This is a genomic window from Mucilaginibacter sp., from assembly GCF_035492695.1.
Lineage (GTDB): Bacteria > Bacteroidota > Bacteroidia > Sphingobacteriales > Sphingobacteriaceae > Mucilaginibacter.
Genome location: NZ_DATJJC010000004.1, coordinates 15,454 through 41,306, shown reverse-complemented (window position 1 = coordinate 41,306; position 25,853 = coordinate 15,454). Strand labels below are relative to the sequence as shown.

Genomic DNA, 25,853 nt, shown 5'->3' with positions numbered 1-25,853 from the left:
GAAATCCCGCCTGTTTTTACACAAGCGGGACCGGGTATTAATTTTTTAATAACTGATTATTTTAACGAGAATGTTCCTTGCCCCATGGTCGAGTTATCTGAATAGAGCATTACGGTATAAGCCCCTTTCTGGAATGCCGCAGGGTTGCTCCAGTCGATGGTGAACATGCTGCCATCATTCTTGAAATCGATAGACGTTTTATAAGTGTACTGCAGATCCTGGCCATCAGCGTTAAAATTCCCCGAATCGGTTGTGGTGATCAGGTTGCCGGTTGGATCAAGCACGCGAACATAAACATCGTGCAGCGCTTTATCGGCAAGCGTGTTGCTGGCCACCGTAAAGTTGATCTTGATCTTTTTTGCCGGGTTTGCGCGGCTCACTTCAACTTCTTTACCACTGTTTTTTACCTTGTATGCCACAATATTTACGCTGCCAACTTTCAAAGCCTTGGCAATGGTTACCTTGCTATCAAGGTCCTTGTTCTGCTCTTCTAAGGTTGTGGCCTTTTGGGTAGTAGTTGCCAGGTTGGTCTTCAGGGTATCTCTTTCACTGGCGAGATTTGTATTTTGTTTCTTCAACTCTTCTATCTGGGCAGTATAATTAGCAACAAAATAGCGCAGTTGCTTAACATCTTCCTGTGCTTTGCTCAATTCTTCCTTGGTGAGTTTACCCTTGTCCAATTGCACACGAAGCACTTTGATCTTGGCCTCAAGCGAGTCGTTTTTAGCACGTAACTCGGCCGACATTTTGGCCTTGCCGGAGTTTACCTGTTCAATTTGGGCCTCCAGGCTGTCGAGCTCAACCTTTAACCTGTTCTTTTCATCTTCCTGGTACACAATTTTTGTGTCCGACTTGTTTTTTTGCAAATACAGGTACACGTCGGTGCCCAGTAAGGCTAAAACAACAACAATAAGGAAATAGATGACATTCGAGTTCTTTTTAGGGGCTGGTCCGGATTGATTTTCCATAGCTGTTTTTCTAAGTTTTTTAATTAGGATGTTGTGTAAAGTTTGTTAGGGTCAGCAGTACACAAATCTGCCTTAATTTTAATAAAAATTTGTTTTGTGTTAATCTTAACGATAGTTAACAGTCAATTCAGGTTATTGTTTCGCTAAAATGCAGTTAATAATATAAAATGAAAATCTCGAAGAATTGTTTCTCTCATAGGTTATTATTTTCGGGCAGATGGCTTTAAAAGTAATTAGAATATAGGTAAAACACAAAAATCTCTGTGTAATTGCATGGTATAATAAAAAAATAAACCATGAGTTTATATCTTTGCAGCTTTAATAATTCTCCCCCAGATGCGTGTGTGCCGATATTTCCTGTTAACTATTTTTGCTTTTTTGGTAGTTACCAAAGTTCAGGCCCAGCCCTACGCACTAAAAAAATCGACTGACGGCGATATTGTTGAAAAACCGGCGCGAGCGCCGGTTGCAAACGCAGAACCAAAACGCGAGTTCAGAGGGGTATGGATAGCGACTGTAGTAAATATCGACTGGCCGAGCGACCCGCATTTGCCGGTTGAAAAACAAAAGCAGCAATTACTTGATATACTGGATGCCGACCAGCGGATGGGTATCAATGCCGTTATGTTCCAGGTGCGGCCAGCTGCCGATGCCTTTTACGCCAAAAGCCTTGAACCCTGGTCGCGGTGGCTGACGGGCAAACAGGGCCAGGCACCCGATCCTGCTTTCGATCCGCTTCAATTCGCCATTACCGAGGCGCATAAACGCGGTATGGAGCTTCACGCCTGGTTCAATCCCTACAGGGCTACTTTTGACGGTAACTTCAAAAACTTGTGCACCTGCCATATCACCAACCAGGAACCCAGCTGGTTTTTTACTTACGGTGGCATCAAACTGTTTAACCCGGGTATACCACAAGTACGCGACTACATTGTAAAAGTGATACTGAACGTGGTGGATAACTATGATATCGACGGGGTGCATATGGACGATTATTTCTATCCATATAAAATAGATGGGCAGACGATAAAAGACTCGGAGACATTTAAGGCCTATGGCGGCGAATTTACAGATATAAAAGATTGGCGCCGCAACAATGTTGACCTGCTGATACAGGCTTTAGGCGATAGTATTCACACGCACAAATGGTATGTGAAATTTGGTATTGCCCCGTTTGGTATCTGGAAAAACGCCCGGCAGGACCCGGAAGGTTCGGAAACCACGGGCGGCGATTCGTACTACGAATTGTATGCCGACACCCGCAAGTGGCTACAGGAAGGCTGGATAGACTATGTAGTGCCGCAGGTTTACTGGAACTTTGGATACCGGCTGGCGCCGTTTGAGAACCTGGTGGACTGGTGGAGCGACAATACCTTTGGCAGGCACCTTTATATAGGGCAGGCGCCGTACCGGGCCTTTGAGCCAAAGTCGAGAGCATTCCATAACCCGCTCGAACTGCCCAACCAGGTGCGTTACCTGCGCGACAATAACCGGGTGGAAGGCAGCGTGTTTTTCAGTAATAATTCGCTTATCAAAAACCCGCTCGGGTTTACAGATTCATTACATACCGATTTTTATAAATACCCCGCTCTGCCGCCACCCATGTTATGGCTGGATTCGGTGCCGCCCAACCCTCCGAAAAACCTGGTTGCTCAGCGCAATACGCTTGGGGTGAACCTCCAATGGCAAACACCGGCAATGGCCGCCGACAGCGAAGATGTTTATGGGTATGTGATTTACCGGTTTAACGATACGGATACCGTAAATCTTACCAATCCCAAAAATATCCTCCATATCCAGTACAGTGCCAATACGCAGTACGAGGACCAGACAGCGGAAAAGAACAAGACATATCTATACGTGATAACCGCCATCGACCGGATGAAAAATGAAAGCTATCCTACGCCTGCCATTCCCGCGATTCCTTACACAACTACGGGTAAATAGCCTTACAATTTAATCAGTTGCCTGTCGATCAGGGGTTGCAGGTACAGGTCGATCTCCGTATCGCCGAGGCCGTATATCTTTTCGTCGTTCCAGAAGCGTTGGTAAATAGTATGCCGGGTTTCGGCACCATTATGATAAATATCAAGTAGTTTTTGTTCGATATAATTAAAACCAGCTTCGTTGGTTCGCAGGCGTTTTACATGGGCCTCCAGGGCGGGCTTTAACAAGTGCAGGCTGCCCCAGAACACGGTCTCGTTTAGCCATTTTTCAAGAGCGTTGGCATCGTTCGATACATAAAGCTTCCAGGCTTCGCCAGCTATTACAAAATCGATCTCGCCAAGTTGGACGATAATATTTTCGTACAGGTATTCCAGTTCATCCGCCGCCAATTCGCCCATGCCTTTAAAATCAGGCTTGCCGGGAAATTCGCCCGGGCAAATCAGGAAGACCGCAGGTGGCGACAGGTTGGTGTTTTGTGCAAGAAGCGCCATTACTCCAAGCAGGTTAGCCTGGCAATGCAGATCGAACTCGAACCACAGGTTGATGGTCTCATAGGGCTCTTTCAGCATCTCCAGTGGTTCAACTACAGTTCCCTCGTATTCCACGGGGCTTTCCTTAAAAGTGCCAGCGATCCATTTGCTGCGCGCCTTCCAGAAATCCCCAGAAGAGACATTTTCAGCCAGCGGCCCCTGCGAAAATATTTCCCGCCAAACCAGGATATCACCCGGTATACCGGTTTCGCGGAAGACATGGGCGGTTGAACTGCCGTTGAGGACATGAAGTGTGGTGTGCATGGGGTAGTTTATATTGGCCATCAAATATCGAAATAAACTCAAATAATAAACCCGAAATCGAACATCATAAATCCGAAATAAAAAAATCATCCTAATGCCTTACTTTTGAATCCGATATGCCGAACCGGGATAAACTCTATTTTGCTTCTGATTTTCATTTGGGCGCACCCAGTTATGAATCGAGCCGTGAGCGCGAGATGATGATGGTAAGCTGGCTGGATATGATAAAAGCCGATGCCGCCGAAGTTTTCCTGATGGGCGACGTATTCGATTTCTGGTTCGAATACCGGACGGTAATACCCAAGGGGTACCTTCGCTTTTTTGGTAAATTAGCCGAAATGGCCGACGCGGGCATTAAGATATACTTTTTCAAAGGCAACCATGATATGTGGATGTTCGACTATTTTGAAAAGGAGCTTGGCGCGACTATCATTACCAACGAACTGATCATTGAACGGAACGGCAGGAAATTTTACCTGCATCACGGGGATGGCCTTGGACCAGGCGACTATAAATATAAATTCCTGAAAAAATTTTTCCGCAGTAAGCTATGTCAATGGCTTTTCGCCCGTGTGCATCCTAATTTGGGCGTAGGGATTGCCAATTACTGGTCTAGCCATAGCCGTATAGCCAATACAAAAAAAGAGAAAGGGATACCTAACCCCAAGCGACTTGAATTTCTGCCTGTATTTTGTAACGAGCTGACCAAAACGGAGTATTACGATTACCTAATCTTCGGTCACCGCCACCGCACAGCCGATATGCTGCTCAGCAACAACAAAAGCCGCTATATCAACCTTGGCGAGTGGGTGCTGACACGATCCTATGCGGTATTCGACGGCACAGATGTAGAGTTGCGTTATTTCAAAAATTCAAATGTGAACGCATTGTAATAAGTTGGGCGGCACACGCTCTGCTTCAAAATCTGCTTAAAATTCCGTACTTTTGTGCGCTTTTTAACAATATTAAAAAGCACCCGCCTTTGGCGGGGATTTAGGTAAGTCCATATGTTAGAGAAATTAGAAGCGATAAACCAGCGCTGGAAAGATGTTGAAGCGGAATTAAGCAGCCCCGATGCAATGGCTGATATGAAGCGTTTTGCGCAGCTGAATAAGGAATATAAGGACCTGGCAAAGGTGGTGGACGAATACAACATCTACCGAAACATCATGAGCAATATCGACGCGAACAAGGAAATACTGGCGACCGAGAAGGATGAGGAGTTTCGCGAGATGGCAAAAATGGAGCTGGACGAACTGCTGGTAAAGCGCGATGAGAAGGAGGAAGAGATAAGGGTAATGCTGATCCCGAAAGATCCCGAAGACTCGAAACATGCCATTGTGGAAATACGCGGCGGAACGGGCGGCGACGAGGCTGCTTTGTTTGCAGGCGACCTGTACCGCATGTACATGCGGTATTGCGAAAAACGCGGCTGGAAAACGGAGCTGGTAGATTTTACTGAGGGAACCGCAGGCGGGTACAAGGAGATTGTGTTTAACGTATTGGCAGACGATGCTTATGGTACGCTCAAATATGAGTCGGGTGTGCACCGGGTACAGCGTGTACCCGATACTGAGACGCAGGGCCGTGTGCATACATCAGCTGCGAGCGTGGTAGTATTGCCCGAGGTTGATGAGTTTGATATTGAACTGAATCCGGCCGACATACGCAAAGACCTTTTCTGCGCATCGGGCCCGGGCGGACAGTCCGTAAATACAACTTATTCGGCAGTACGGCTAACGCATATACCGACCGGTATAATTGCGCAGTGCCAGGATCAGAAATCGCAATTAAAAAATTACGATAAGGCGTTACAGGTATTGCGGTCGAGAATATACGAGATGGAACTTCAAAAGCACCTGGAAGAAATATCTAAAAAACGTAAAACCATGGTTTCCACCGGCGACCGCTCGGCCAAGGTGCGCACCTACAACTTTCCGCAGGGAAGGCTTACCGAACACCGCATTGGCCTTACCATTTATAACCTGCCCGAGGTTATGAACGGCGGGATACAGGATATACTGGAATCGCTGCAGTTTGCCGAAAATGCTGAAAAGCTAAAAGAGGGAACCGTAGCTTAAGCAAGACCTGTTTTTGTAAATCCCGCAATTTTTACACTAATCTGTTAATAAAAAGCCTCGTTTCGGGGCATTTTCATTTTAATTTCATGAAGCCGGTCTATTTTCGTAGAAAATGATCTATTGGCATGTTCCCCGGCTGGCAGGTTATTTAATTAACCCCTATGTTTAAAAATATCCTGTAAGCAAGCCCCCTATGTTAGCGGTAAAAACATATCATAATGACCTTCGTATTTTCAGGCGTGCTTTGCGGCTGATGGGTAACGTGTTCGAGATAAGTGTTGTGGCAAACGATGCGGCGTGGGCCGATAATTGTATCGATAGCGCCGTGGACGAGGTAAACCGGATCGAAAAAATGTTGAGCACGCTTGGCGACGACAGCCAGGTGACCGAAATAAACCGCAACGCAGGTATAAGGCCCGTAAAAGTAACAGGGGAATTATTTAAGCTTATAGAACGCGCACTTGATATTTCGGTGCTTACGCAGGGGACATTTGATATTACCTATAATGCCGACAAGACGGCCGACCTTCAAAAGATCGAGATCAAGTCGGTTAAGTTTACCAATTACAGAAAGGTAGTGCTTAACGCCGAAAAAACAACCGTTTTCTTACAGCAAAAAGGTATGCGTATCGGTTTTAGCGCCATAAGTAAGGGGTATGCTGCAGACCGTGCTAAATATATTTTGCAGATGATGGGTGTATCGGCCGGCGTGGTGAACGCCGGCGGCGACCTGCTTACCTGGGGCCTGCAGCCAAACGATGAGCAATGGACCATCGCAGCTGCCGATCCAAAACAGGTTGATCAGCCCTATTCCGGCATCAGGATAAGTAACATGGCGGTAGCAACATCAGGAAACTTTGAGAAGAACGCAGTTTTAAGTCACCAGGATATGCCTGCTGTGATCGACGCAAAAAAAGGGTTTCCCGTTAGCGTGCTGAAAAGTGTAAGTATTGTTAGCCCAACCGCCGAACTTTCGGACGCTATGGCAACGCCGATAATGGCCCTTGGTGTTAATGCAGGATTATACCTGATCAACAAATTGCAGCAGCTGGCTTGTGTAATTATCGATGATCATAACCGGGTATATACTTCAAAGGAGATCAGTTACTTAAGCTGATCCGGCCTTATAACCTAAAAAGATTACCGGCCTGGCCAGCCGTAATGCCGGCTGTTTCATCCTATCTTTGTAACAAAACGGGCGTTTATTCTGCATTAAAAAATAGCGGAATGAATAAAAATTTGCCATTTTTGACACAAAGGCTGGAATATTGATTAGAGTTTTAAATTTTTCTCCTTCGAAATGACTAAGTGGTTTGTGTATATCGTGTTCTCGTTTATACTCATGCCATGTATAGCTGCTGTTAAAAATCATCCGCACAGCAACAAATCATTTTATTTCAAGCCTGCCAGGTATTCGTCCGACTCCATTGAGGCCGTTGCTGATACGACCCCAAAATCAAAACAAAAACAACAGGAAACTGATAAAAAGATAAAAGAAATTACCAAAGCTAAGCATGTTCCGAAACCGGAGAAGATTGACGAAGGTGATTCAAAAGACAAACCAAAACCAAAACGGCAGCGACGGCCCCCGGGCATGGAGCGGCCACCCGAAATACCGAGAAGAAATGGCAATTAATAACATCGTTTTACTTTTAACCATGCGATAAAGCAATGAAATACGCCTGTCCCCTGCTTCTGTTTTCCATTTTCATCAGCATGAACGTAAATGCCGGTGCTTACCGTAATTATGCCGATACCGTTCCCAAAAAATCCACAGATACCGACACCGTCGTCCGAAAGCAGTCGCTGTCCATAGGGTTAAGTTTTGGCAGTGATGCGCAATTTTTTGGCCGCACAGGGACGCAAAAATATCCTTTCATGAATTCGGATATTATTTACAATGCCAAGTCGGGGTTCTTTGTGTACGGATCCTTTTACAAAGTATTTACTTCTACACCTGTTATCGACGAAACTGATGTTGGCGGAGGATATTTTTACCGCTTTTCACCTAAGTTTACCGGTAACATTAGCTATACCAGGTTTATTTTCAATAAAGATGCGCTCATCATCAAATCGGCATCATCCAACGATATTAACTTTAATAACTCGTACGACTGGAAAATAATGAAAACCGGCGTGGTGCTCGACTATCTTTTTGGCCAATCGAGCGATTTCTTTATGACCATTAATAATTCGAGATATTTCGAAAGTAATTTCGGGATATTTGACGACAAGGATTACTTGTCGTTCAACCCGGGCTTTACCATTATATTGGGTACGCAAAACTTTGTGCAGAAATATTCGCAAAACCATCCAGGGAAATTTGATTTTGACGACGCATACCTGCCGCCGCCCTTGCACAGTTACTCGGGCTATAACAGCGAGTTCAAGATGCTGAACTACAGCCTGAAACTGCCGATAGCGTATAACAGGCCGCACTATACCTTTGAATTTGCCTATAAATATTCGATACCCGTAAACGTGGAGGGTATATTAAGGAATCGCCGCGAATCATTCTATAACCTGACTTTTTATTACCTATTTTATTAACAGCTTATGAATGTTTTGATAGTTGAGGACGAAAAGGCGCTGACAACTGAAATGGAACTGTTCCTGCAGGGCAACAATTACATTTGCGATACCTGCTATAATGGTACAACTGCATCGGAAAGAATAGCGACAAACCTTTATGATTTTATTCTTATAGACCTGGGATTGCCTGATTACGAGGGCCTTGACCTGTTGAAAGAAGCAAAGAAATACAACCCTGAAGCAGCTTGTATCATACTAACTGCGCGTGCCGAGGTAGATGACCGTATCAAAGGGCTGGACCTGGGCGCGGACGATTACCTGCCCAAGCCATTTTCGCTACTTGAACTGCAAAGCAGGATGCAGGCGATAACCCGGCGCAAATTCGGGCTGAAAAATTCAGTTGTTATGCTTGGCGAATTTGCCATCGACCTGACCAATCGGACCATCTCGCACGGCACATCGCAGGTAAGCAGTATTACCAGGAAGGAATTTGACCTGGTGGCTTACATGCTGCTGCATAAGAACCGCACGCTCACCCGTTCGCAATTGAGCGAGCATATTTGGGGCAGTATTGTGAATGACGACTATGATTCCAATTATATAGATGCGCATATCAAAAATATCAGGAAAAAACTGAATGCTTACAGCCCGCCCGACTGGCTGGAAACGGTACGCGGATTGGGTTACAGGATAAACATAAACAATTAGCAAATTGAAGCTCGGCACCAAACTAACGCTTTTCAATACCATTTCGAAACTGGTGATAGTGGTGTTGTTTGTGTTGCTTTTGCCGACCCTGATACACAACATCAACCGCAATTACACGGACAGCTGGTTGCGGCGCCAGCAGGACAAGGTGCTGAAACAGGTGAAGTTGTCGGGTATAGACACCTATATTAAGGATGGTGAGGGCTATGGCAGCTACAATGCCTTGTTAAAAGAAGAATATGTAAGCATGGATGTGGATTCGGCCGGCGAAGACATCGACACCATTGTAAACGAACGGCGCCTGGTAGAGGGCGATACCATCCAATACCGTATCCTGAGCCATAATTTTAAAGTAGGCAAACAAAATTACCTGCTGGAAATAGGAAAAAGTATCGATACGATAAACGAGACAACTATACCGCTTCAGAGTATAGCCTTCGAGATATTGTTGGGTATGGTGCTTTTGACCATCCTGGCCGACCAGTTTTATTCGACCTATATCCTGCGGCCGCTCAATAAGATCATCCGGACGAAGCTAATAGGACACAAGTTTCCCCTGCGAACGCCTTACCGGAAAGTGAGAACCACCACCTCGGATTTTGAATACCTCGACATCAGTATCCATAAAATGATACAGACCATCGAGAGCACGTTCCAAAAAGAGAGGGAATTCATCTCGAACGCCTCGCACGAGCTGATGACGCCGATCTCCATCCTGCAATCCAAGATTGAAAATATGTTTGGCAGCGAGGATATTACCGACGAAGTGAAGGAACGGCTGCTGGAACTGCAGCGCATACTGAACCGGCTGAAAAGCATTACTAAAACCCTGCTGCTGATATCGCAGATAGAGAACGAACAGTTTTTAAAGGAGGATAAGGTAAATGTGGCGGAATTGCTGAACGATGTACACGATGAAATATCCATCCGCCTGCAGCAAAGAAATATTGGGTATGAGACCAATGTTCCGCCGGATTGGGAACTGGTAAAGGTGAATAAGTTCCTGTTGTTCAATCTTATTTTCAACCTGGTTAATAATGCGATAAAATACAATAAGGAGGCCGGGACGATAACCATAACCGGTTCGATAGAAAATAAGTTGCGTGTAATAGAGATCGCCGATACGGGCATAGGTATAAGTGGCGAACAACTGCCGCATATTTTTAACCGGTTTAAAAAGTTCACCCGGTCGTTACAGCAGGATAGTTTTGGCCTGGGGCTGCCGATTGTAAAATCTATTGCTGATTTCCATCATATCACCATCGAAGTAAGTTCGGAAGAAGGTGTTGGCAGCAAATTTAAACTGATCTTCCCGGCTGAAATGAATTGAAAGCCTCCATGTTGGCTTACTTCTAATATATTTTTAATAAATTCTATAATATCTATAGGAATTATAGAATATTGTATTTATGTTTGCATCATACAATTCGCCGGACGGGGCGCATGATGGTTCGGGGCCATGATTGGTATCCTCTCTTCTCATAATTTAGGTTTTATAATTGGTTGCAAAGAGTTCCTGCCCATCAGGAGCTCTTTCTTTTATATCTTTAGCCATGACATTCGCTGAAAAGGTGATCCAATTTAATGCCCGGCTTCAATACACGGGTTTGCCACTGCCACAAGGTATACGCATCATGAATCCGTTCCGCGAGTCGCGGGAGGCGGTTCGTGTCAGCGAGGAATTTTACCGTAAATATTACAACGATGTTAATCCGAGGCACCTTATCCTGGGTATCAACCCAGGCAGGTTTGGCGCAGGATTGACAGGAGTGCCCTTTACCGATCCGAAGCGGTTAGTATCCGAATGCCACATTCCTTACGAAGGGCGGGTGACCCACGAACCCTCATCAGTATTTGTATATGAGATGATCAGCGCATTCGGCGGAACGGAGAAGTTTTACGGGAAGTTCTATATCAATTCGCTTTGCCCGCTTGGCTTTACGTCGATAGATGAAAAAGGGAGAGAGAAAAACTATAACTATTACGATAGCCCGGCATTAATGGCTGCGGTAAGTGATTACATTATCGAAAATATCCGTACCCAAATAGGACTTGGGGTAAAAACCGACGTCGTTTTTTGCTTTGGCACAGGAAAGAATGAGAGCTACCTGCGCAAGCTGAATGATCGGTACAGTTTCTTTGGCAAGGTTATAGCGCTGGAGCATCCCAGGTTTATTATGCAATACAGAACCCGTAGTAAGCAAACCTATATTGACAAGTATTTAAATGCGTTTTTATCCGTGGTCCCATAGGTATTGTGCAACGAGAGATTCTCTAAAGAAAAACGGCCCCGGTATTGCGGGGCCGTTTAAGGTTTAGGTTTGTTAAAAGAAAAGTGAAGGTTTAGGTTTAGTACGTTGTTGTATAGCTGGCACTGTTAGCGAGTGACTTAGCCGTTTCGGCGAGGCGTATGAATTCGGAACGGTAACCGCCTTCGTCGTGCCCTTTGGCGCCTTGCGCAATGCTGATAGCCTGGTCGAACGTGGCGTGCTGTTTGAATTGAGAGTTTCGCAACAACATCCCGAATTCGGCTACCGCAGAAGCAAATCTAAAGTCGGCAGTGGTACTGTTAAAAGATGCCGGCCTGTCCTTCACTACAGCCACACTCATCTTGCTGTAGTCCGAGCCTGGTTGTTTGTACCGGAACTTCACCGTCATCAGTTCATCCGAATACGGTATCGAAGGATTGTTTTTGGGCTGCTGGTATTTCAGCGGATCCACGCTGGTACTATAATCATCGGCTATACCTGTCGGAACTATCTCGTACAAAGCCGTAACCGTGTGACCCGAGCCCATATCGCCGGCATCTTTTGTATCGTTGTTAAAATCTTCCTTGTTCAGCAGGCGATCTTCGTAACCTACCAGGCGGTAAGCCTGAACCTTGCCAGGGTTAAATTCAACCTGTAGTTTCACATCCTTGGCTACCATAAACATGGTTCCGCCATATTCGTCTATAAGCGTTTTGCGGGCCTCGGTCAGATTATCGATATAGGCGTAGTTGCCGTTGCCTTTATCGGCAAGTGTTTCCATCTTACTGTCTTTATAGTTACCCATACCAAAGCCGAGTATGCTTAATGGTACATGGCTTTCGCGTTCGCGGGTTATCAAAGTTTCCATATCGCCATCGCTGTAATCGCCTACATTAAAATCGCCGTCGGTACCCAGGATAATCCGGTTGTTGCCATCTTTGCGGTAATTTTCGCGGGCTATTTTGTAGGCCAGTTTAAGCCCTGCGCCACCTGCGGTTGATCCGCCGGCGCTTAAATTATCAATAGCATTATAGATTTCCGCTTTCTTATCGCCCGTGGTTGATGGCAGCACCAACCCGGCGTTACCTGCATACACTACGATAGCAACCCTGTCCTGCGCCCTCAACTGGTCGGTGAGCATTTTCATAGCTGCTTTTACCAGCGGAAGTTTGTTAGGTTCGTCCATCGACCCGGATACATCGATCAGGAACACCAGGTTTGATGGCGGCAAATGACTCATATCAATAGTTCGGGCCTTTAGTCCGATACGTACCAGGCGATGGTTTGGGTTCCATGGTGCCGACGAGGTTTCGGTAGTAATGGCTACCGGGTCGCCATTGTTTGGACCCTGCAGGTCGTATTTGAAATAATTGATCATTTCTTCAACACGTACAGCATCTGCAGGGGGCAACTGCCCGTTATTGATAAAGCGCCTTACATTGGTGTAAGAGGCCGCATCAACATCAACCGAAAAGGTAGAAAGGGGAACATCTTTGGCGTTGGTAAAACCATTTTCGTTGATGGTTTTGTAGCTTTCGTCATCCGTGTTGCCGGTATAAAAGCCGGGGTTGTTTGTCCTGGCTTTTGCATTTGCATTGTTGGTTGAATATTTGTAAACGCTCATGTCAGCTACTTTCGGGGGATTTTGCGATGTTACGGTTACACCGCTAACCTGCCCCTGCAACCTTACTGGCGCCGGTGCTATCGCAACATCGGCGTTCGCCTGTGCCGGTATAGTAGCGACACTTCCTGCTAGAGATTTTTTGTGTTGTATTCCGTAGCCGACAACTACCACTTCATTCAATGAAGTATTAGATGGTTTTAGATAAACATCCAAACTATCACTTTTGCCAATGGCAACTGTTTTGGATTGATAACCTACAAAACTGAACACGAGATTTGCATGGTCATCAGCGACATCAATGGTGTAGCCCCCGGCGCTGTTGGTTTGCGTACCAATACCAGTGCCTTTTATGGTGACCGTGGCGCCCGGGATGGGTAATTTGTCATCGCTGCCCAATACTTTTCCGTGTATGTGGCGCACGGCGTTGCACTTGAAAGCTGCAAAGGCCGCTATGATCAATGGGATGAGGATTAGCTTTTTCATTTGTTATGGTTTTTAGCTAATGATGCAGTATTGAACCAATTTCCATAAGCCGATGAAAAATTTTATTTTGCCCGTTGCAATGAAGTTTTTCAAAAAGGCGGGTAAGCCAGCAAATACGGATGATGAAGCGCTGTTGGAGAGCTACCGCCAAAGCGGCGATCTGTCGTTTTTAGGCACCCTTTTTGAACGATATACGCCGTTGTTGTATGGTGTATGCCTGAAATACCTCAAAGACGAGGAGGCTTCAAAAGACGCAGTAATGGGTATATTTGAGGAACTGATTATAAAAGTTAAACAACACGATATAAAACAATTCAGGAGCTGGGTTTACGTACTGGGCCGCAACTATTGCCTGATGCAATTGCGTTCGGGAAAAAAGATGCCGGAAGTTTCGCTTGACGAGGTTATGGAATTTACACCCTTTTTGCATCCTGAAGAAAACAATAATAAAGAAGAGGCATTAAATGCTTTGGAGCGGTGTATGAAGAAGTTAACCGAAGGCCAGCGACACAGCGTGCAGCTATTTTATTTAGAAGAAAAAAGTTATAAGGAGGTGGTGGAAGTAACAGGTTACAGCATAAATGATGTAAAAAGCTATATACAAAATGGCAAGCGTAACCTGAAGATCTGCCTGGAAAAGAACCGTGAGTAAGCATAAGAACGACATATTGCAAATAAGAAAGTACCTGAACGGACAACTGGACGCACGTGCTATGCACCAGTTGGAGCGGCGGGCGCTTGACGACCCGTTCCTGGCGGATGCGTTGGAAGGATATGAGCATGCCGCCGCCGATCAGCAGGCCAATCTTGCTGACTTGCAGCAGCGGTTACAAAGCCGGACCGATAAGAAAGTGAGACCGATGTGGATTCCCCTTTCGGCAGCGGCATCTTTGCTTATCATCATTGCGGCAGGAATATGGTTAGCTACCAAAGATGAGCCGGCAAAAAAGAATGTATTAGCTGAAGCGATCAAACCGAAAAATGAACAAAAACAACTTGACAATTTAGCTCCGGCACGTTTAACAAACCCCTCGCAGGCAGATACCCTTAAGCCTGTTGCGGACGAGGCAATTGTCAAAAACAAGGTTCCCGTATTTTCTGCACCGGCAATAGCGGCTGACAAGGAAGTTAATGTTGAGACGGAAGAAAACAAGGCTATTGCAGTCAATAAAAGAACCGATACAAGTCTTTTTGCCAAAAAAACGCCGGCTCCTGCGGAAGCTGACGGGTATGCAAATATGCAGGCCCCAACTGTTGCAGATATAAAGGTTAATGAGCCGAACTCTTCGCTAAATGAAGTTGTAGTGCAGAGCCAGAAACCGGCTGCTAAGGATAAAATAGCTGCATCGAATGCTGGATTTTATAAGCAAAATGCAAAGGCAAGCCCCGAGACTTTGCTGACAAGCAGGGTAGAAGGCCTGGATATAAAACCATCAAACAAAAGCACCCTGACGGGTATCATAACATCTGCAGGCGGCAACACGCCGTTGGTTGGCGCCATTGTAAAAATCGCCGGGTCTAATTTCGGCGCTGTTACCGATGCGAACGGCAGGTTTGTACTGCACGATGTGCCGGAAAAACGGAGCCTTGTTGTTGGTTACCTGGGGTACGATACCAAAAAAGTTAACGTGACGGGTATCGGTGATTCTATTAATGTGGCACTTACGCCCGCGGGCAGTGTGCTGAAGCAAGAAGCTATCAGCACCGATAAACGGAACAGGAACAATGCCGGGTCTGCAAGTGATGCCCATCCAAGCGCGGGCTGGAAGGCGCTGAATGATTACCTTGACAAGAATGCCGTAGCTTCGGACGGGCAGACCGGTAAAGTGAATCTTTCATTTGCTGTCGACGGGCAGGGTAACCTGAATAATTTCAAAATACTGAAAAGCCTTAGCGCTGCTGCTGATAAAAAAGCCGTCGACCTGCTGATAACCGGCCCCGGCTGGACGGGTAATGCTGACGGGCAAACGCACGACATAAAACTCGATGTCGTATTTCATTGATCAGGGCAACGGGTTTTACACCTGTTGCTTTAAGTTTATTTTTTTAAAGTCTTGTCGGCAAATGAAAATACTTTTTGCATTAACGGTGTTGAGCGTGCGGCAGGTAGGTTCTGACGTATTTTCAATTCTTCTTTAGCGATCTCGATAAACAATCCGTCGATCGTTTTTTGGGTGGCATAATCGGAGATGTCAGGGTTCATGTGCTTTACAAAAGGCAGCTTGTTGTATTCGGCGGCGGCGGAGCCATAATATTTGGTTGCACCAACTTTATCCAGGCTAACCTTGATAACCGGTTTGAATTTTGCGGCCAGTTCGGCAGTCGTTGTCCTTTTAAAATATTGTGTGGCGGCATCTTTCTGGCCCAATAGGATATCGCTCACATCCTTTAATGTCATTTTTTTAATGGCACTAATAAATATAGGCTTGGCATCTTTGGCGGCATCTTCTGCTGCGCGGTTAAGCGAAAGGATCACATTATCACACAGTTTATTTAACCCAAGGCCCCGTAATGCTTTCTCGGCTTTTTGTGCCTCTGGCGGAAACATGATCTTGACAGCGGCGTTCCCAAAAAAGCCATTTACGGCCGAAAGCTGGTCCGAACTTTTTGCAGTACCCTGTTCCAGTGCTTGTTTTAAAGCGCTCCCTATTTCCAAAGATGATGGAATGCTTTGGGGTAATGCGATGTCTGCCAGGGAAGCGGGTTTGTAATTATCAAAACTCGAAAGGGAAATGCTGATAGCTAATAAGCCAGACAGTAGTAATGCTTTTTTCATAAAGAGGAGCTGATATGGGCTAAAATTAATGTATCGCGTGTAACAAAGCAAACACGCCCGCTGCAATTAACGCCGAAACAGGGATGGTTATTATCCACGCCCAAACCAGGTTTATGGTTACTCCCCAGCGTACAGCTGATAAGCGCTTGGTTAAACCAACACCTATAATGGAACCGGTAATGGTATGTGTTGTAGAAACAGGTATGCCAAAATATTGCGTAAAAAATAAGGTAATGGCGCCTGCTGATTCGGCGCTAACGCCTTCCAGAGGGGTGATCTTGGTAATGCGCGACCCCATCGTCTTAACGATCTTCCAACCGCCGGAGAGGGTGCCGAGGGCGATGGCTGAATAACAGGCTAATGGTATCCATTCGGGCATGGCGCTCCCGGTGCCAATTACTTTTGCGGCAATCAATGCTACATAGATAATACCCATCACTTTTTGCGCATCGTTACCACCATGTGCGTAGCTAAGGGCTGCGGACGAGAGTAACTGTAGCCTTTTGAACCATTTTTCGGCTGTCGAAGGCCGGGCACTCTTACTCAAATGCAACACAATAATGGTAACGATATAGCCAATGATAAGGCCGATCAACGGCGCCAGTACGATATAAGCTATTGTGGTAAGCACCAGTTTCAGGTTAATGGCGGTTATGCCGTTAGCCCCCATATATAGGGCATTGGTTATACCCGCGCCCGCAAAGCCGCCTATCAACGTGTGCGACGAACTTGAAGGTATGCCAAACCACCAGGTGATCAGGTTCCAGCTTATCGCGGCTATCAGCCCGGCAAGTAATACATGCAGCGTAACAAAATGCTCGTTGACAATTTTGGAAATGGTTTTGGCAACGTTATGTTCCTTGACAAAAAAGAAAACCAGGAAGTTGAAGGCGGCCGCCCAAAGCACTGCCTGGAAAGGCGTCAGCACCTTGGTGGAAACGATGGTGGCTATAGAGTTAGCAGCATCATGAAAGCCATTGGTATAATCGAATAATAATGCGAGGCAAATTACGAGTACGAGCGAGCTTGTTACCATTTAGATCGATCAGGCGTTTTTAACTAAAATGGATTCCATTACATTGGCCGCGTCTTCGCAGCGGTCGGTAGCGGTTTCCAATACCGATAATATCTCTTTGTATTTGATCAGGCGAATGGCGTCGGTCTCGTACAGGAAAAGATCGGCAACGGCACGGTCAAACACATAATCTGCCTGGTTTTCGACGCTGTTTATCCTGATGCACGAATCGGCAATGGCGCGTACATTACGCAGGTCCTTAAGTTCTTTTACTGCTTTTTCAAGGTCGATGCTGGCCTGCTGTATCAATTCGCAAAGTTTTTTGATATGGTCGTTCAGGTCGTCGATGCGATAAAGCAGCATCCTGTTAGCTGCTCCCTGTATATTGTCGGCCACATCGTCAATGGCCGTAGCCAGGGAGTGGATGTCCTCGCGGTCAAAGGGGGTGATAAAATTTTTGCCAAGCTCCAGGTATATCTGGTGGGTTATTTCGTCGCCCCGATTCTCCAGTTTATCTATTTGCTTGTAGAGCTCTTCCCGGGTTACCGGGCTGCCAGAATTGACCGCTTCGACAAGGCAGTTGGACATAACAACAACGTTGTTTGCAGCCTGTTCAAATAAGGGGAAAAATATTTTCTTATCCTTAGGTACAAAATATTGGAAGATGCTGTTCAGTGACATTTTTTATAGATATGTAGGGTCAGATGGAATGGCGTTATGTTAAATTTTTGCAAAGGTAATGTTTGCAATGTTAAGTTAATGTTAACTATTCAAAACCGGGATAGTTGGAAAAGGTATTCCCTGTTTAGCCTTTTGAAGGGTAAACCCAAATGTTGATCCAAGACCATCGGTACTTCGAACATTGATGGTTTCCTGATGGGCTTCCACAATATGCTTTACAATAGCAAGCCCCAGGCCCGAGCCGCCTATCTGCCGCGAACGGCTGGTGTCTGTCCGGAAAAAACGCTCAAAAAGACGGGGCAAATATTTTTCTTCAATGCCTATGCCATCGTCGGTAACTTCCACCAATACCTGGTCGTGCAGTTCAAACAGGCTCACCGAAGTATTTCCTTCTTCTTTTCCATATTTAAACGAGTTGTCGATAAGATTCACCAACACCTGCCTTATTTTTTCGCGGTCGGCATTTACCAGGATGGGCTCGTCGTACTTTTGTTTGAATACCAGTTTGATATGATGCTCCGCAGCCTTCAGTTCAAGCGATTCGAATACTTCTTTGATCAGGTCGTTTATTTTGAACCTGGTATAATTGATCGGGATCTCACCTGTTTCAAGCTTTGATATTTCGTCCAGGTCTTTAATGAGGTAACTGAGCCGGTCGACATTTTTTGAGGCCTTATCCAAAAACTGCCGGGCCATACCGGTGTCTTCAAAATCATCGTCTACAATAGCATCAATGTAGCCCTGTATAGCGAACAGGGGTGTTTTGAACTCGTGGGAGATATTTGAAAGAAAATCCCTCCTGAATTTCTCCTGTTTACGCAAATCGTCAATTTCCGATTTTTTTTGCCTGGCCCACTCCTGCACTTCCTGTTCCACATCGTTTATCGGATCGGCGCTTACATGCTCGCCAAGCGCGTCGCGCAGGTCGCGCCCGAGTTTCAAATTGTGTATCAGCTTATAAATGATCTTGATCTTGGAATAGATATATTTTTCGAGCAGGATATAAAAGGTGACAAAGCTGATAGTTAAGGTAAGCCCGAAGGTAACGCTAACATCGTACCAGCTATGCTTAAAATAGTAATTAACCGCCGAAACTGTAATAGCCACTGCGGCAGCATTGATGAATACCAGGACACGTAATTTCATACAGTAAAGTTACAATTTGTATGCAATTGCAAGTTTGCTAAATGCTTAGCTGCCTGTTAAGTTAACATTATCAAATTATTATCCGTAAATGGCCGGAATTTATTTGGCGGTACTTATGCTGATGTCAACTTTCACATCGTTTGACATCACGAGGCTTTTGCCGCCGATACCATAGGCAGTACGCTCTACCTTGAAATTTCCTTTAAATTCAGCACCGGTGCCCGATTCGGCATAAGTAAACGGAACGGCGATGGTATTCGTCTTGTCCTTTATGGTTAGGCTGAAAGTTCCCGTATAGTTGTTGCCGCTGTTGTGTTTGAACGAAACGGACCTCATGGTGATGTTAGGGTATTTTGCAACATCAAAATAACTGTCGCTTTTCAAATGATCGTTGCGCGTGCCGTTATCTGTGTCGATAGTGTTCACATCAACAGAGGCAATAATAGAACTTGCCGCCAGGTTTGCCGGATCAAATTTAACTTCTCCCTTAAACCCGGCAAGGGTACCGTCGACCGTAAAACCCAGGTTTTTGATATGAAATACAACAGATGATTTGGTAATAGTTTGCTCTTTGATTTGAGCAAATGTACAGGTGGCCAAAAATAAAAAAATGAGCAGGGGATATATTTTCTTCATATTGTGAACGGATGCAAGTATGCAAAAATAAGACGAATCTACCTATGAATTATTATATTGGTGGCTGAAATATATGATAATAGTTATCAAATAGCCTAAGTCAGGATATCACAAACAAATGGATGGAGAAAGATTTGAATTCAGTCCGCTACGACCGATCTTATTTGTAATTAATGTGCCATTATTTTATTATTGGTTAACGCATGGCATTGCAATAGCCGTTCTGATCCACAGGCCGATGTTCTGGATCATGACTATTTTTTGCATTTTAATTATACAAAAGCCTGTTCGGATAACCATTCTGATGCTGGCATTAAGACCCGCACTAGTGTTATCAAATGAATCGGTCACTATTACAGAAAGTGGTTATACGATAAAATGGACAGATGTTAGTAATGTATATCTGTCAAGTACAGGCGGGGATTCGTCAATACCCTTAAAATCGTATTTCGTTACTATCACAGTCAGGGAGGCTGATAGGAAAGCCTATTTAATGCAGTTGAGGAACCCCTTTACGCGTTGGTACCGGTGGGCCACACGAAATTGGAGAACAAGCTTTTTTGAAGTTGATTTGTCTCTTGTGAGAGGTAATAATGAGGAGCTATTTCACACCATTTTACGATATTACCAAAATAATAGGGGCTTTTAAAACTCCACATGCGCCCTTAGTCCAAACACATTCACCGGTCCGCGGTCGGCATTATAGGCCGGGTGCAGAATGAATTGGTAATCGGGTGATATCCAAAATTTTTTCTGAAAGGCATTTATCTTGTAGTACAGCTCTGCTATAAGTTCAGGCGAATAATTCAATCGGCCGTCTCCTACTAAAAACCCGTAACCCCCAGCGGCCAGGTAATTCTTATGGTCGGCTGAAAGCCCGTTAGCCACAAAAGCGAGCCCAAGTTCATCATCGCTGCGTTTCCATGACTTGCCTTTTAATACCCCGCCAAAACTAAGCGAGCGGTCTATTTCGGTAAAGAACCAGGTTTCGGTATGGCCATCGTTGTAGCTGGCTTTGGCAAATATGCCGAAGTCGTTACTCAAGTACTGGTCGGCGCTGATCCCAAAGCCGTATTTGTGCCGGCCGTATTGCTGGGTCATATCCACGTCGGGCGCATTGTGGTTTTGCGCTATGGCTTGCAGGTAGTTGCCAAATTTGCCATTATTGCGGAAAGCCAGCACCCGCAGGGTTCCCTTTTGGCCCGACAGGCTGTAGCGTCTTTCAAACTCAACCGTTTGGGTATTGGCTTTGCCTATCTTCGCATCCCAGGTCGATTCATTTGCCTGCGTGGTTACCATGGTAAAGGCAAAGCGCAGTGTCCAGCCGGGCTGGCCTAATTCGGCCGTGGCGCCCAAAACATAACCGCGCGTGTTAGCGGGATAATCCCAGGCAGCATTATCCATCAGCGACCAGTTCATGAACTGGGTACGCGGATCGTGGCTAAACTCGTTGCCGTCAAAAAAATCGGCCATGCCAAATTTGCCTGCCGAAATAGAAAAGTAACGTTTACTCCGTATCCCCGCTAATTGATTAATGTCATCATCCAGCGTATCTTTTTCGCTGCCCCATTCAAAAGTTTGTTTCAGGTATAGTCTTGCGATGTAGATCTTGGGTTCGGCAGCGCCTACGCGAAAAGTCTCGCCATTAGGGAAGCCTGCAACACCCAGCGTTTTGCTTAAGCCGGCACCGCCTGATATTTCCGGGTTAAAATAGGCTTCCGCCCCTTTCCATAATCGTGCCCCGCCGTACAGCGTTGATGTAATCGAACTTTGGGTTTCTTCATTTGTCGAAAGACTATTTAACCCGCTGTATGGCGCGTTGAACGAAGGTTTATATTGGGTGATAACCGTTTGCTGAAAATGGAAATTAAGAAATTGCCGTGTGGCCGTATCCTGTGCAGCCGCAAGGGTTACACATAAGACACCGGTAAGCAGAAGTATAGTTTTTTTCATAAATCGCGCTAAGATATAGCCGCAGCATTAAGCCTGTGTTAAGCCGCAGCTATTGTTAGGCAAATCTAATATAAAATTTAGACTAATCTAAAAAATAAAATTAAAATTTTACCTCGCTATAAAATTGGGTGAGATATTGCTCCATAAATTCATGGCGCTGTTGTGCCATGGCCTTGCCGGTCGCAGTGTTCATCTTATCCCGCAGGAGCAACAGTTTTTCGTAAAAATGGTTGATGCTTGGCGAAGCTGAATTTTTATATTCTTCCTTGCTCATGGCCAAATTTGGTTCGATGGAAGGGTTGTAAATTTCGCGGCCCTTAAAACCGCCATAGCTGAACGCCCGGGCAATGCCGATAGCGCCAATGGCATCCAGCCGGTCGGCATCCTGCACTATCGCTAATTCGTTAGAGTGGAACGCGGGTTTATCAAAACCAGCTTTGAAGGATATGTGCCTGATGATCTGCTGTACATGGGTTATTGTTTCGTCATCGATATCCATGCTTTGGAGAAACTTACCGGCTGTAGCGGGCCCAACCTCCTCGTCGCCGCCGTGGAATTTGGCATCGGCAATATCATGAAGCAATGCAGCCAGTTCGACAACCAGCAGGTCACATGTTTCAGTTTGGGCTATTCGCCGGGCGTTGGTCCACACTCGGTGTATATGCCACCAATCGTGGCCGCCTTCAGCGTTTTCGAGGGTTTTTTGTACGAAGGAAACGGTTTTAACGATGCAAGCCTGTTGATCCATATTTTTTACAGTGAGCCGCAAAAATAACGGAAAACTGCCTAAACCGCCTTTAATATTTCGCCTTCATCGTTAATAATAGCCACAGGATCGGTCTCCAGTATTTCGGATATCTGGAATAAGCGCTCAACGGTTATTTTGGTATAACCCAATTCAATTTTGCTGTAGGCGTTTTGGGAGATGTGCAACTTGGCGGCCAGGTACTCCTGCGTATAATTCCTGTGCTCCCTTATTTTGCGGATGCTGGCAGCTACTTGTTTAATTTTTAAATTCAACTTATCCTTCATAACGTTAGTCTGTTTAACAGGTCCGGTTAAACATTTACGGAATAAAGGAGGGCGGCGGATTTCTAAATAAGAAAATTATTTTCCGGCATCGTAGCTGATGGTAACTGCGGGCAGCAGGGTAGCCTGGTTTAGCGGGATCTGGTCGCGGGCGACTATCGGCTTACGCTTCACCTCAAAATTGTGCATGGCGCCTGTTGTTTCAGCGTTGTCATCGTCCGTCGCTTTGAACCGCACGAGGAAAGGAATAATAAAATCGTGTAGTTTCTCCTTTTCCGGGATGATCCACTTGTGGGTTGTTTTTTTCATCACATCGATAAGCGGTGAAGCAAGCACGGCATCGTCGGCATAATAGATCACCAGGTTCTTCATATCGCCATGCTCATCGGCCGAAAATTTGAATACCACCATACCGCTGGCCTTGTTAAGCATTATCCGTTGCGAAAGTTTTATGCTGTCCTGGAAAAATTGCATCATTACCCTGTTGCCACCCTGGAATGGAAACGGTATATCTTCCTGTGCGAAACAATGAACGGAGATAAATAAGGTAATTACCAGGGGAAATAACTTTTTCATTATTGTTGTGTCTCTTTTGGTTCGCGCTTGCTGCCTTCGTAAAGCTCGTATTCGAGCAGGCGGCAATCAAGCTTTCCATTATAAAATTCGATCCGGCGCTTAGCCTGCAGACCTATTCTTTTGGCCAGGTCGGGATTACCGGTAAATATATAACCGCGGTAACCCTTGCACTGTTGTTTCATAAAGTCGCCAATACGCTTATAAGTAGCTTCCAGTTTGTTATGTACACCCAGCCTTTCTCCATATTCGGGGTTGAACATAACCACTCCTTTTTCATCAGGTACTATGGTATCTGCAAAATCACAAACGTTAAAATCTATCAAATGTTCTACGCCGGCTGTGCGGGCATTCTTTTGGGCGATGTCAACAGCGTCGGCTGAAATATCGGTTGCGATTATTTTAAAGTCAAGTTGCTTTGTCGCTTTGTCCTTCAACTTGCGCCGTTCGGTAAAGAACACCTCTTCCTCGTAACCGATGATATGCATGAAGCCGTAGTTCATCCTGAAAAAGCCCGGGCTTTTATCCGTTGCCAACAAGGCAGCTTCAATAGCCAGTGTGCCCGAACCACACATGGGATTGATAAACGTACTTTTACGGTCCCAGTTAGTGGCCATAATAGTTGCAGCGGCAAGTGCCTCCAGCATTGGGGCCTTACCCGGTATTTTGCGGTAACTATGCTTGGCCAGTGTTTCGCCGGATGTATCTAAAAAAACCTCCGCGCGGTCATCCTGCCAGTACAGGTGGATAACGGTTTTATTTTGATCAGAACCGGAGTTGGGCCGGATGCCTTTTTTATCTTTAATGCGGTCGACTATGGCATCTTTAACCTTCACATTGGCAAAAAGTGGCGTGGTTATATGCTCGTTATTAACGTTCGATGTAACCGAAAAATAGCCTGTAAAGTCGATTAGCTTTTCCCATTCTATCTCCAAAAGTCCCTCGTAAAGCTCCTTTGGATCGGCAGCAGTAAAGCTTTTGAGCAGGTAAATTACCTGGCTTGCGCAGCGCAAATTCAGGTTCAAAGCAACGCAATCGTTCACGGTGCCGTTCAGCTCAATACCGGTCTGGAATACCCTGGTGGGCGTAAAACCAAGTTCTTCAACCTCCTTTTGCAAGTAGGGAGAAAGGCGTTTGTTACAGGTAATAACGATCCTGCTGTCGGTGTGGAAAACTTCCATAAATTGTTGGCGAATTTATGAATTTAATACCCCGATTTTATACCATAAGCATTAACTTTACATTTTAAATTATTAGAAGATATGGAAATTAAGGGCAAAGTACATGAAGTTGCGCCAACCGTCCAGGTAACGGACTCATTGAAAAAGAGAGAACTGATAGTAGAATATATTGAGAACCCACAGTACCCTGAATACTTAAAATTTGAAGCTATACAGGACCGCTGCAACCTGCTGGATAACCTTCGTGTAGGTGATGATATCGAAGTGTTTTTTAACCTTCGTGGCCGCCCATGGACCGATAAATCGGGCAAGAAAAGCTATTTCAACTCGCTGCAGTTATGGAAAGTGAACGTACTGGCAGGCGCCAATAACAACACCGTACCTGAATATGCGCCGCCGGTTGACCTAAGCTCGACACCTGAAGAAGACGATCTGCCGTTTTAAGGAGTTGGCAGTTGCCTGCAGGCAGTTTGCAATAGATATTACAAAAAAGGAGCTTTTCGGAATGGAAAAGCTCCTTTTTATTTGCGCGCAGGTTAGTGTGCCAACTGCCGGCTATTCTTCCTTTATTATCCGTTTCAAAGCAGTTTTCCCGCCCTGTTTTACCTCCAGCAAATAGATACCATTTAAGCCAAGCGGGAAGCTTTTGCTGAAGCTGCCGTTTGTCACTTTATCGCTCCATATCAATTTGCCTTCGTTGTCAGTTAGTTTTACTTCGGCGGCAGTATGGGTAGCAAGCCTGAAGGTAAGCAGCGTTTTGCCCGATGAGAACTCCGGCACCAGGGCCAGGTCGGTCAGTTCGAGGTCGGCTTTTTCGGCCCCGGTCGTTTTCTTTGTTCTTTCGGGGGACGCGTCAGATACGTTAAAGCTGACGTGTGTGCTTATGCCGTCGGCGCCGGTATTGCTGTAGTTGAAACTTTGGCTGTTACGGCGATGCATGCGTGCCATCATCATAGGCATGCGTCTTCTCATCATTTCACCGTCGCGCATGAAATTGTCATCACGGTCATTCCATGTGTTATCAAAGTCGTCGTTGTTCATCCTGAAGTTGTAAGTGAACAGCGAATCCTTTCCGTTCGGACCTCTGAAACGGAATTTGAAAAATTTGTTTCGCGTCGAGTCGTCAAAAGGCGTCGCCCTTGCCATGTCGCCATCGTTAAACCTGCGTCTTTCAATGATGATATCTCTTTTGTTAGTATCGTCAGAATTTCTTTTCCTGATAAAAACGCGGTTACGGGCATGGGCGCCTATAAAATTATCGCTTAGGTGATCAATATCTTTCAGGGCCTGCTTGCGTTCCGACGGCGACAGCTCATTTATTTTTTTTCCGTTAACAACAGTGTCCCCATTGGTTATCTTTATTTCTATATCCCTGTTTTTTTGGGCGAAAACCAGGGGAGGCAAGCCAAGGATCGCGATGATACTCAGCGCAAAAACAGCCTCAAAGCCTGGTTTTAAAAAACGTTGTTTCATTTGA

The 25,853-nt window shown here is 45.5% G+C and carries 26 protein-coding genes; 12 read left to right on the top strand and 14 right to left on the bottom strand.

What is annotated here, in order from left to right; translation table 11 throughout:
• Positions 1–56: 56 nt before the first annotated feature.
• A complete protein-coding gene (locus VL525_RS01270; protein WP_325382471.1) occupies positions 57–968 on the bottom strand; it encodes a hypothetical protein in 912 nt (303 codons plus the stop codon).
• 336 nt (positions 969–1,304) lie between these two features.
• Between VL525_RS01270 and VL525_RS01265 the strand changes: the two genes are divergently transcribed.
• The gene (locus VL525_RS01265) at positions 1,305–2,915 is read left to right on the top strand and encodes a glycoside hydrolase family 10 protein (RefSeq protein ID WP_325382469.1); all 1,611 of its coding nucleotides are present in this window, start codon (positions 1,305–1,307) and stop codon (positions 2,913–2,915) included.
• Between the two features lie 2 nt (positions 2,916–2,917).
• Here VL525_RS01265 and VL525_RS01260 read toward each other — a convergent pair whose 3' ends face one another.
• On the bottom strand, positions 2,918–3,709 hold the full coding sequence (locus tag VL525_RS01260) for a DUF1835 domain-containing protein (RefSeq protein ID WP_325382467.1): 792 nt from the start codon (positions 3,707–3,709) through the stop codon (positions 2,918–2,920).
• Between the two features lie 116 nt (positions 3,710–3,825).
• Here VL525_RS01260 and VL525_RS01255 point away from each other — a divergent pair, with 116 nt between their 5' ends.
• From VL525_RS01255 to VL525_RS01220, 8 genes are all read left to right on the top strand, one after another.
• Entirely contained in the window at positions 3,826–4,602 is a 777-nt protein-coding gene (locus VL525_RS01255; protein ID WP_325382465.1) for a UDP-2,3-diacylglucosamine diphosphatase, read from the top strand.
• Between the two features lie 114 nt (positions 4,603–4,716).
• Positions 4,717–5,790 carry a peptide chain release factor 1 gene (gene prfA / locus VL525_RS01250; RefSeq protein ID WP_325382463.1) on the top strand — a complete coding sequence of 358 codons (1,074 nt, stop codon included), beginning with the start codon at positions 4,717–4,719 and terminating at the stop codon, positions 5,788–5,790.
• A 193-nt stretch (positions 5,791–5,983) separates the two neighbouring features.
• The gene (locus VL525_RS01245) at positions 5,984–6,907 is read left to right on the top strand and encodes an FAD:protein FMN transferase (protein WP_325382461.1); all 924 of its coding nucleotides are present in this window, start codon (positions 5,984–5,986) and stop codon (positions 6,905–6,907) included.
• Between the two features lie 183 nt (positions 6,908–7,090).
• Positions 7,091–7,426 carry a hypothetical protein gene (locus VL525_RS01240; RefSeq protein ID WP_325382459.1) on the top strand — a complete coding sequence of 112 codons (336 nt, stop codon included), beginning with the start codon at positions 7,091–7,093 and terminating at the stop codon, positions 7,424–7,426.
• A 35-nt stretch (positions 7,427–7,461) separates the two neighbouring features.
• A complete protein-coding gene (locus tag VL525_RS01235; protein WP_325382457.1) occupies positions 7,462–8,340 on the top strand; it encodes a hypothetical protein in 879 nt (292 codons plus the stop codon).
• 6 nt (positions 8,341–8,346) lie between these two features.
• Positions 8,347–9,030 (top strand): response regulator transcription factor, encoded by a 684-nt coding sequence (locus VL525_RS01230; protein ID WP_325382455.1) that lies wholly within the window; start codon positions 8,347–8,349, stop codon positions 9,028–9,030.
• A gap of 4 nt (positions 9,031–9,034) precedes the next feature.
• Positions 9,035–10,360, top strand: a complete 1,326-nt coding sequence (locus VL525_RS01225; RefSeq protein ID WP_325382453.1) for a HAMP domain-containing sensor histidine kinase — start codon at positions 9,035–9,037, stop codon at positions 10,358–10,360.
• A 223-nt stretch (positions 10,361–10,583) separates the two neighbouring features.
• Complete coding sequence (locus tag VL525_RS01220; RefSeq protein WP_325382451.1) at positions 10,584–11,282, top strand: uracil-DNA glycosylase family protein; 699 nt, start codon at positions 10,584–10,586, stop codon at positions 11,280–11,282.
• Between the two features lie 97 nt (positions 11,283–11,379).
• Here VL525_RS01220 and VL525_RS01215 read toward each other — a convergent pair whose 3' ends face one another.
• Positions 11,380–13,386: a vWA domain-containing protein gene (locus VL525_RS01215; RefSeq protein ID WP_325382448.1), complete on the bottom strand. Its 2,007-nt coding sequence runs from the start codon at positions 13,384–13,386 to the stop codon at positions 11,380–11,382.
• A 52-nt stretch (positions 13,387–13,438) separates the two neighbouring features.
• Between VL525_RS01215 and VL525_RS01210 the strand changes: the two genes are divergently transcribed.
• Both VL525_RS01210 and VL525_RS01205 read left to right on the top strand, forming a co-directional pair.
• Entirely contained in the window at positions 13,439–14,038 is a 600-nt protein-coding gene (locus VL525_RS01210; RefSeq protein ID WP_325382446.1) for a sigma-70 family RNA polymerase sigma factor, read from the top strand.
• On the top strand, positions 14,031–15,389 hold the full coding sequence (locus VL525_RS01205) for a carboxypeptidase-like regulatory domain-containing protein (RefSeq protein ID WP_325382444.1): 1,359 nt from the start codon (positions 14,031–14,033) through the stop codon (positions 15,387–15,389). Before VL525_RS01210 ends, VL525_RS01205 begins: the two co-directional genes overlap by 8 nt.
• Positions 15,390–15,424: 35 nt before the next feature.
• Here the strand turns inward: VL525_RS01205 and VL525_RS01200 are convergent, their stop codons facing one another.
• The 10 genes from VL525_RS01200 to VL525_RS01155 form a co-directional block, all read right to left on the bottom strand.
• Positions 15,425–16,162, bottom strand: coding sequence for a DUF4197 domain-containing protein (locus tag VL525_RS01200; RefSeq protein WP_325382442.1), 738 nt, complete (start codon positions 16,160–16,162; stop codon positions 15,425–15,427).
• Between the two features lie 25 nt (positions 16,163–16,187).
• Positions 16,188–17,198 carry an inorganic phosphate transporter gene (locus VL525_RS01195; RefSeq protein ID WP_325382440.1) on the bottom strand — a complete coding sequence of 337 codons (1,011 nt, stop codon included), beginning with the start codon at positions 17,196–17,198 and terminating at the stop codon, positions 16,188–16,190.
• 9 nt (positions 17,199–17,207) lie between these two features.
• Positions 17,208–17,858 (bottom strand): DUF47 domain-containing protein, encoded by a 651-nt coding sequence (locus VL525_RS01190; protein WP_325382438.1) that lies wholly within the window; start codon positions 17,856–17,858, stop codon positions 17,208–17,210.
• An 81-nt stretch (positions 17,859–17,939) separates the two neighbouring features.
• Entirely contained in the window at positions 17,940–19,004 is a 1,065-nt protein-coding gene (locus VL525_RS01185; RefSeq protein WP_325382436.1) for a sensor histidine kinase, read from the bottom strand.
• A 99-nt stretch (positions 19,005–19,103) separates the two neighbouring features.
• The gene (locus VL525_RS01180; RefSeq protein WP_325382434.1) at positions 19,104–19,640 is read right to left on the bottom strand and encodes a YceI family protein; all 537 of its coding nucleotides are present in this window, start codon (positions 19,638–19,640) and stop codon (positions 19,104–19,106) included.
• A gap of 645 nt (positions 19,641–20,285) precedes the next feature.
• The gene (locus VL525_RS01175) at positions 20,286–21,593 is read right to left on the bottom strand and encodes a carbohydrate porin (RefSeq protein WP_325382431.1); all 1,308 of its coding nucleotides are present in this window, start codon (positions 21,591–21,593) and stop codon (positions 20,286–20,288) included.
• Positions 21,594–21,693: 100 nt separating this feature from the next.
• Positions 21,694–22,341: an HD domain-containing protein gene (locus tag VL525_RS01170; protein WP_325382429.1), complete on the bottom strand. Its 648-nt coding sequence runs from the start codon at positions 22,339–22,341 to the stop codon at positions 21,694–21,696.
• Between the two features lie 38 nt (positions 22,342–22,379).
• A complete protein-coding gene (locus tag VL525_RS01165; protein ID WP_325382427.1) occupies positions 22,380–22,625 on the bottom strand; it encodes a helix-turn-helix transcriptional regulator in 246 nt (81 codons plus the stop codon).
• A gap of 75 nt (positions 22,626–22,700) precedes the next feature.
• Positions 22,701–23,198: a hypothetical protein gene (locus tag VL525_RS01160; RefSeq protein ID WP_325382425.1), complete on the bottom strand. Its 498-nt coding sequence runs from the start codon at positions 23,196–23,198 to the stop codon at positions 22,701–22,703.
• Positions 23,198–24,376: a THUMP domain-containing class I SAM-dependent RNA methyltransferase gene (locus VL525_RS01155; protein ID WP_325382423.1), complete on the bottom strand. Its 1,179-nt coding sequence runs from the start codon at positions 24,374–24,376 to the stop codon at positions 23,198–23,200. Before VL525_RS01155 ends, VL525_RS01160 begins: the two co-directional genes overlap by 1 nt.
• 81 nt (positions 24,377–24,457) lie before the next feature.
• On the opposite strand from VL525_RS01155, the gene VL525_RS01150 reads away from it, so the two are divergent.
• The gene (locus VL525_RS01150) at positions 24,458–24,820 is read left to right on the top strand and encodes a DUF3127 domain-containing protein (RefSeq protein WP_147029842.1); all 363 of its coding nucleotides are present in this window, start codon (positions 24,458–24,460) and stop codon (positions 24,818–24,820) included.
• Between the two features lie 111 nt (positions 24,821–24,931).
• Here VL525_RS01150 and VL525_RS01145 read toward each other — a convergent pair whose 3' ends face one another.
• Positions 24,932–25,849: a T9SS type A sorting domain-containing protein gene (locus tag VL525_RS01145; RefSeq protein WP_325382420.1), complete on the bottom strand. Its 918-nt coding sequence runs from the start codon at positions 25,847–25,849 to the stop codon at positions 24,932–24,934.
• Positions 25,850–25,853: the final 4 nt, after the last annotated feature.

Excerpts from the sequence above, each read along its gene's own strand:
- VL525_RS01270 (WP_325382471.1), bottom strand. The coding sequence starts at position 968 with ATGGAAAATCAATCCGGACCAGCCCCTAAAAAGAACTCGAATGTCATC.
- VL525_RS01265 (WP_325382469.1), top strand. The coding sequence starts at position 1,305 with ATGCGTGTGTGCCGATATTTCCTGTTAACTATTTTTGCTTTTTTGGTA.
- VL525_RS01260 (WP_325382467.1), bottom strand. The coding sequence starts at position 3,709 with ATGCACACCACACTTCATGTCCTCAACGGCAGTTCAACCGCCCATGTC.
- VL525_RS01255 (WP_325382465.1), top strand. The coding sequence starts at position 3,826 with ATGCCGAACCGGGATAAACTCTATTTTGCTTCTGATTTTCATTTGGGC.
- prfA (WP_325382463.1), top strand. The coding sequence starts at position 4,717 with ATGTTAGAGAAATTAGAAGCGATAAACCAGCGCTGGAAAGATGTTGAA.
- VL525_RS01245 (WP_325382461.1), top strand. The coding sequence starts at position 5,984 with ATGTTAGCGGTAAAAACATATCATAATGACCTTCGTATTTTCAGGCGT.
- VL525_RS01240 (WP_325382459.1), top strand. The coding sequence starts at position 7,091 with ATGACTAAGTGGTTTGTGTATATCGTGTTCTCGTTTATACTCATGCCA.
- VL525_RS01235 (WP_325382457.1), top strand. The coding sequence starts at position 7,462 with ATGAAATACGCCTGTCCCCTGCTTCTGTTTTCCATTTTCATCAGCATG.
- VL525_RS01230 (WP_325382455.1), top strand. The coding sequence starts at position 8,347 with ATGAATGTTTTGATAGTTGAGGACGAAAAGGCGCTGACAACTGAAATG.
- VL525_RS01220 (WP_325382451.1), top strand. The coding sequence starts at position 10,584 with ATGACATTCGCTGAAAAGGTGATCCAATTTAATGCCCGGCTTCAATAC.
- VL525_RS01215 (WP_325382448.1), bottom strand. The coding sequence starts at position 13,386 with ATGAAAAAGCTAATCCTCATCCCATTGATCATAGCGGCCTTTGCAGCT.
- VL525_RS01210 (WP_325382446.1), top strand. The coding sequence starts at position 13,439 with ATGAAAAATTTTATTTTGCCCGTTGCAATGAAGTTTTTCAAAAAGGCG.
- VL525_RS01200 (WP_325382442.1), bottom strand. The coding sequence starts at position 16,162 with ATGAAAAAAGCATTACTACTGTCTGGCTTATTAGCTATCAGCATTTCC.
- VL525_RS01195 (WP_325382440.1), bottom strand. The coding sequence starts at position 17,198 with ATGGTAACAAGCTCGCTCGTACTCGTAATTTGCCTCGCATTATTATTC.
- VL525_RS01190 (WP_325382438.1), bottom strand. The coding sequence starts at position 17,858 with ATGTCACTGAACAGCATCTTCCAATATTTTGTACCTAAGGATAAGAAA.
- VL525_RS01185 (WP_325382436.1), bottom strand. The coding sequence starts at position 19,004 with ATGAAATTACGTGTCCTGGTATTCATCAATGCTGCCGCAGTGGCTATT.
- VL525_RS01180 (WP_325382434.1), bottom strand. The coding sequence starts at position 19,640 with ATGAAGAAAATATATCCCCTGCTCATTTTTTTATTTTTGGCCACCTGT.
- VL525_RS01175 (WP_325382431.1), bottom strand. The coding sequence starts at position 21,593 with ATGAAAAAAACTATACTTCTGCTTACCGGTGTCTTATGTGTAACCCTT.
- VL525_RS01170 (WP_325382429.1), bottom strand. The coding sequence starts at position 22,341 with ATGGATCAACAGGCTTGCATCGTTAAAACCGTTTCCTTCGTACAAAAA.
- VL525_RS01165 (WP_325382427.1), bottom strand. The coding sequence starts at position 22,625 with ATGAAGGATAAGTTGAATTTAAAAATTAAACAAGTAGCTGCCAGCATC.
- VL525_RS01160 (WP_325382425.1), bottom strand. The coding sequence starts at position 23,198 with ATGAAAAAGTTATTTCCCCTGGTAATTACCTTATTTATCTCCGTTCAT.
- VL525_RS01155 (WP_325382423.1), bottom strand. The coding sequence starts at position 24,376 with ATGGAAGTTTTCCACACCGACAGCAGGATCGTTATTACCTGTAACAAA.
- VL525_RS01150 (WP_147029842.1), top strand. The coding sequence starts at position 24,458 with ATGGAAATTAAGGGCAAAGTACATGAAGTTGCGCCAACCGTCCAGGTA.
- VL525_RS01145 (WP_325382420.1), bottom strand. The coding sequence starts at position 25,849 with ATGAAACAACGTTTTTTAAAACCAGGCTTTGAGGCTGTTTTTGCGCTG.